This is a genomic window from Oleiphilus sp. HI0128 (genome assembly GCF_001635365.1).
The window spans coordinates 1-5294 of the sequence record NZ_LWGG01000880.1 but is presented as its reverse complement, the minus strand read 5'-3'; the positions used below and the strand labels follow the sequence as shown (position 1 = coordinate 5294).

4 protein-coding genes are annotated in these 5294 nt (G+C 42.8%); 2 read left to right on the top strand and 2 right to left on the bottom strand.

The window, feature by feature from the left end; genetic code table 11:
* Nucleotides 1-156 precede the first annotated feature (156 nt).
* Nucleotides 157-1704 carry a hydantoinase B/oxoprolinase family protein gene (locus tag A3763_RS14065; protein ID WP_068513276.1) on the top strand — a complete coding sequence of 516 codons (1548 nt, stop codon included), beginning with the start codon at nt 157-159 and terminating at the stop codon, nt 1702-1704.
* An 83-nt stretch (nt 1705-1787) separates the two neighbouring features.
* Nucleotides 1788-2108, top strand: coding sequence for a Grx4 family monothiol glutaredoxin (gene grxD, locus A3763_RS14060; RefSeq protein WP_068513273.1), 321 nt, complete (start codon nt 1788-1790; stop codon nt 2106-2108).
* 66 nt (nt 2109-2174) lie between these two features.
* On the opposite strand, the gene A3763_RS14055 is transcribed toward grxD, so the two are convergent.
* Together A3763_RS14055 and A3763_RS14050 are read right to left on the bottom strand one after the other, a co-directional pair.
* Complete coding sequence (locus tag A3763_RS14055; RefSeq protein WP_068760158.1) at nt 2175-2963, bottom strand: energy transducer TonB; 789 nt, start codon at nt 2961-2963, stop codon at nt 2175-2177.
* Nucleotides 2964-2966: 3 nt separating this feature from the next.
* On the bottom strand, nt 2967-5177 hold the full coding sequence (locus tag A3763_RS14050) for a DUF1631 domain-containing protein (protein ID WP_068634192.1): 2211 nt from the start codon (nt 5175-5177) through the stop codon (nt 2967-2969).
* Nucleotides 5178-5294 lie beyond the last annotated feature (117 nt).

The following is a 5294-nucleotide window of genomic DNA, read 5'->3' as shown; positions in this document are numbered from 1 at the left end:
ATGTTAGCTTGATCTTTCATGGTAATCAATTGTTTTTGGGCTTCAATTTTTAGCCTGCGATCAAGATGTATCTGGTGATACTTGATCCTTGGAAAATGTAGTTGATGTATTCTGGTTACCATATTCAAATCTTGTGACGAATTGAGAGTTTTTATTGTGCTTAATGCGGTTGAATTAGCGGTGTTTTCGGGTCAAATAAAGTCGATATGTGAAGAAATGGGCCTGGTTTTGCAAAGAAGTGCTTTTTCTCCAAATATAAAAGACCGTCTTGACTATTCCTGCGCTTTTTTTGATTGTGATGGAAAAATCGTGGCCCAAGCTGCGCATATTCCTGTTCATCTCGGTAGCATGGCTTATGCAATGACCCGAATAGTTTCTGAGTTTGATTGGAAGCAAGGCGATGTTCTGGTTTTAAATGATCCTTTTAAGGGTGGGACTCATCTTCCTGATGTAACATTGATTGCACCATTCTTTGTTGGTGAAGAGCTAAGTGGCTTTGTTGCGAATCGTGCGCATCATGCCAATATCGGTTGTGATTCTCCTGGCTCAATGCCGCTTTCAACAAGCTTGGAAGATGAAGGCGTAATTATTTCTCCCCAAAAACTATATTCTCAAGGAAAACTGAATAAGGTTTGTCTCGAATTATTATCAAGCATAGAAAAGAACACTAATGCCGACGATTTGCCAGGAGATTTTATTGCACAGCTCAGTGCGAACGTTGTAGGTCTGGAGCGCCTGGAACAGTGGTTTATTGAGTCGCGGATGACACGTCAGAGTTTTGTTCAAGGCATTGAGCAATTGAATGACTATGGTAAAACGCTTGCAGCGAATTACCTAGAGCGTTTGCCGAAAGGGAGGGCTAGTTTTTCAGATTACCTTGATGGCGACGGGGTAGGTACTGAAAATATTCTAATTAAAGTTGAAGTGTCTATCGATAGTGAGGGAATTACGCTGGATTTTACCGGAACATCAGCACAGGTTAAGGGGAATCTAAATTGCCCTCTTAGTGTATGTGCTGCGTCTGTGTACTATGTGTTTGCAGCACTAATGCCAGCGTATGTACCTCATTGTGATGGGGTGTTCAAACTGATTAATATCTCTGCGCCCAGTGGCTCGCTACTAAATGCTCTACCTGGAGCTGCCGTTTCAGCAGGGAATGTTGAAACAAGTATGCGTGTTGTAGATGTTGTGCTTGGAGCATTGCATCAAATAGGACTTAAAGTGCCTGCCGCCTCACAGGGAACGATGAATAATGTTGCGATGGGAGGGACAGCTCCGACGCCATGGAACTATTACGAGACAATCGCTGGTGGAGCAGGGGCAGGTGAGTTATTTGAAGGTATTACTGCGCGCCAGTGTCATATGACGAATACGCTTAACACGCCCATAGAGAGCCTGGAGCTTCATTATCCGATGCAGGTTATGCAATACGGTATTAGGGCGGGCTCTGGTGGCATAGGGGAGCATTCAGGTGGAGATGGCGTCATCCGCTCTTACCTGTTTAAGCAGGCGGCTCAGGTCACTTTGTTAACTGAGCGTCGCTCGAAAGCTCCGTGGGGACTCGAAGGTGGTGCTGAAGGGTGCCCAGGTAAAAATGTACTTAATGCTAGGGTGCTGGATGGTAAGGCAGAGTTTAAGGTAGGGGCGGGTGATGTTTTAACGATCAACACACCTGGTGGCGGAGCCTGGGGGGAGAAACTCTGAAAAAATACCTGACTAATATGGTTGGTCTTATCAAAAGATAGTAAACTAGGTGGCGAAAGATTTAACTCTACAGGTAAATACCGATGTCAATAATGGATACGATTAAAGAGCAACTTGAAAGCAATGATATTCTGCTATACATGAAAGGCTCGCCTCAGCAACCACAATGCGGCTTTTCTGCCAAAACATCACAGGCGCTGATGGCTTGTGAGGAGCGATTTGCTTATATTAATATTTTAGAACACCCTGAGTTGAGAGAGAACCTTAAGGTTTACTCAAGTTGGCCGACATTCCCGCAGCTATACATAAAAGGTGAACTTGTAGGCGGTTGTGATATTGTCACCGAACTGTACGAGTCTGGTGAGCTGAAAAAGATGGTAAGCGCTGCTGCTTCCGCTGAATAAGTTGTACTTTAGCCGACTTTAATCTCGTCTCAAGGTCGGCTCTCTTCTTCTTTTTTTGTGTTCTAGTTATTTACTGATGTTTTTGTTTTGGTAGATGATGAAAGGAATGTCATATTTGTACCCTTTTTGAATATCTTCATGAGGTGGCGTTGGGAAAGGGCTCGCTCTATAAGCCGCTTGTAACGCTAATTCATCTATTTTCATAATTCCACTAGGCTCTTTTATCAAAGCGTTTTTTATTGCTCCATTGGGGAATAAGCGAAGCGTTATTGTATAGGCAACTTCTTTACGTTTGTGAGTGTTCATTACCGCATGAAAAGGGTCGTATAGAGAGTCCTTCCTGAGTGCGCTCAAAAGTAAAATCTCGTAGTCGCTGAGTTGCTCAAGTTCCTTGCTCGAGACTTGTTTTGTCTGGCTGGGTTTAAGGCTTTGCTTATCGCGGCTGAAAATATTTTGTAATCCGTGAATTGCCGTGCTTGGATTAGATCCACGAAAAGCAGGGCTGTCTAGCCGAGTGTGTTTGTCCGACAGCTTCTTCACGGCATTTTGATTAGGACTTAGGCTGCCTTTTGATGAGGAGTCACGTTTAGTTTGGGTGTCGCTTTTAAATTGCGATTGGTTAAGTGTCGCTAAATATTCTTGTGCTGCGCGTGAGTTTTCTTCGGCGCTAAGTGATGGGCTTGAAAATTGCGAGCTTCTGTCTGCAGATACTAGCTTGAAGGGGATAGTCTTTTCCTTGGTTTCAAGGAATGATATGTCGAGCCAGTAGATCAATAGGGCCAAGATTGTGTGAATCAAAATGGCAGCGAAAGCCGCTAAGCTGAGCCGAAGACTTTGGTTGCTCTCGGTATTCACAAATTAGAGTGTACTTGCTTTCTGGCTTAGGCTACTGGTTAGTGCGTTCATGGCTCTATCAATTAGCAGTCCTTGCTCTAGAACAATTGTGTGCTTCCTTTTTAGATCATTCGCCAGGTCGGTTTTGGTTTTTTCACAAGACTTTAGCCCCATGCGATTGACGAAAATATAGCTATCTGCATCATTGATGACCGCTGACAGCTTGCATCGCTGTTTGCTATCGTTGTTTGTAAACTCAAACCAAGTGCCAACTTCAATTTGCTCAATTTGCTCAATATATTTATTTAAACTGGAGTCTATCGATGCTTGTTGGCGCTCAATTGCAGTTTCAGCCTTTGGCTCGTTCTCCTCATTTACAGGAGGAACAATATTATGACTCAAGTTAAATGAGTTTTGCTTAAATGTGTTTGTGAGTGTTGAGCGAATCTCGACAAGTGCCTGGTCAAGATCGGCTGTATTATAGGAAACTTCTTCAAGACCTGACTTAAGCTCTTTTAATACTTTAGGGGCAATGGCGATCCAGTACTGGCGATCTTTAGGTTTTTCAAACGGCTGCAAACACCAGATTAGGTTCTCGGCTGTTTTACAGCTGTGTTCCCACTGATGCTCTTCTTCGTCTTTCAGGTATGCTAGAAACATAACGCGACTCCAGCCACCGCGAATTGTTTCAAGGACTAAGTCAGGAATAGAAATTTGAGAGCTATCTAGCAATGAATCTAGCTTATCTTCGACACATTTTTGAGCTTGGCGAGACTTAATTTGGCCAATTTCAGATTCCTTTGTTCTTTGCTCGACAATCTTAGATTTCTTTTCTTCTTTTTTAACAAAAGCACTAAATTCTTCATATAGCTTTTCAAAAAGCTGGATATCGCCGGTAAAGTTATCAAGAATGTTCTGAACTGTATCAAAAATTGCCTGGTAATGCGCATCGCCTTTGTTTTGTGTTTCGTTCCAGCCTATACCTGCTTTAGCTAGCGAGTTGAGGAGCTTGCGGGCAGGGTGTTTGCTAGAGCTGAAGAAACTATTGTCTTTAATGACTACTTTGAGTATGGGTATTTGTAAGCGGCTAATGAGGACTTGTATCGGCGCAGCCAGATTATAATCCTCTAGAATAAATTCAAATAGCATTGAGACAAGGTTGATCAAGTCTTCATCTATTTGCTTAAATTTTGGTTGGGTTGTTGGCTGATCGCTGCCTTGGCTTAGTTGGGCTTTTAGCTGCTGATGAATATTAATAACCTTAGGGTCAGCGCTATTGTTAGTTGATGGCGCTATATCCTGGATGGCAGAGAGTAGCGATATTAAGTCTTGAGTGCTCACATATTGAGTGGGCAGGCCAGGATTGTAATCAGCACTGAGCGCTTGGGGGCCTAGATTATTACGAATATTTGCTAGTAAGTTTTGCAGCTGAGGTAGTACATTTGTAGTGTTTTGCTGCTTGGCAGTCGTGTCTTCGGAAGCATGCGTTGATTTATCATGTGGCGAAGAGGCAGTCTTGCTACCTTGCTTGGTGCGAGGTGCTTTTAGCGATGGCATAATGCCAAGGCGTATTAATGTTTTGTTGGCTTCGTCTAGCACAGGACCAAGGTTTGATAGAACATATCGATCAAATTGCTTAAAAACAATTAACCGCTCTTTTAACTCTATTTCAAGCACTTCACAGGCGCTTGTAAAGCTTTCTATTACGTCTTTTAAGCCTAGAGGAAGGTTTGCATCTTCATTGTTCTCGCAGCCGTATAGGTTGCAAATTCGAGTATGAAACTGAAGTAAAGGGCCTTGAAAATTTGCCTGGGCTTTAGTCGCCATAGATGATATCGCGACTTCCTCTTCGAGGTCGTCATTCTGAACTAGGCTTAGACTTTCAAAACCTTTCGGTTCGACTGGTGCGTTTAGTTTCGAAGAGGGAGTAAGAACTTGCTCAAGGGAAAACTGCGCTTCGATACTGGACTTAAAGTCATTCTCAATATTCTTGCGCTTAATGCGAATATCGCGCATTGCTTCAAAGAAGCGGTTTTGTTCATTGTTGTTTCTAGCATTGTTAGCAAGCTCGAAAAAAGAGTCATCTATGCCGTCAAACATGCCTTGCAGAAGGGCATGCATGTCTCTTACAACAATATTGCAAATTTTGAGAGCTTCAGCTGATCTTGCGTTATCGAGCCTGGAAGGTCGACTATTGCGATCTCCGATAAAGCTAACGCTAGATGACTTATTCATCGTCCTTTCCCGTANGCTGAATGACTTTCAATGCTTAACAAAAATAAAGGCACTGAACAAAAGCAGGTACATCTTACCCGCAATATAAAAATTATTACTACTTCTATATCAATCCTG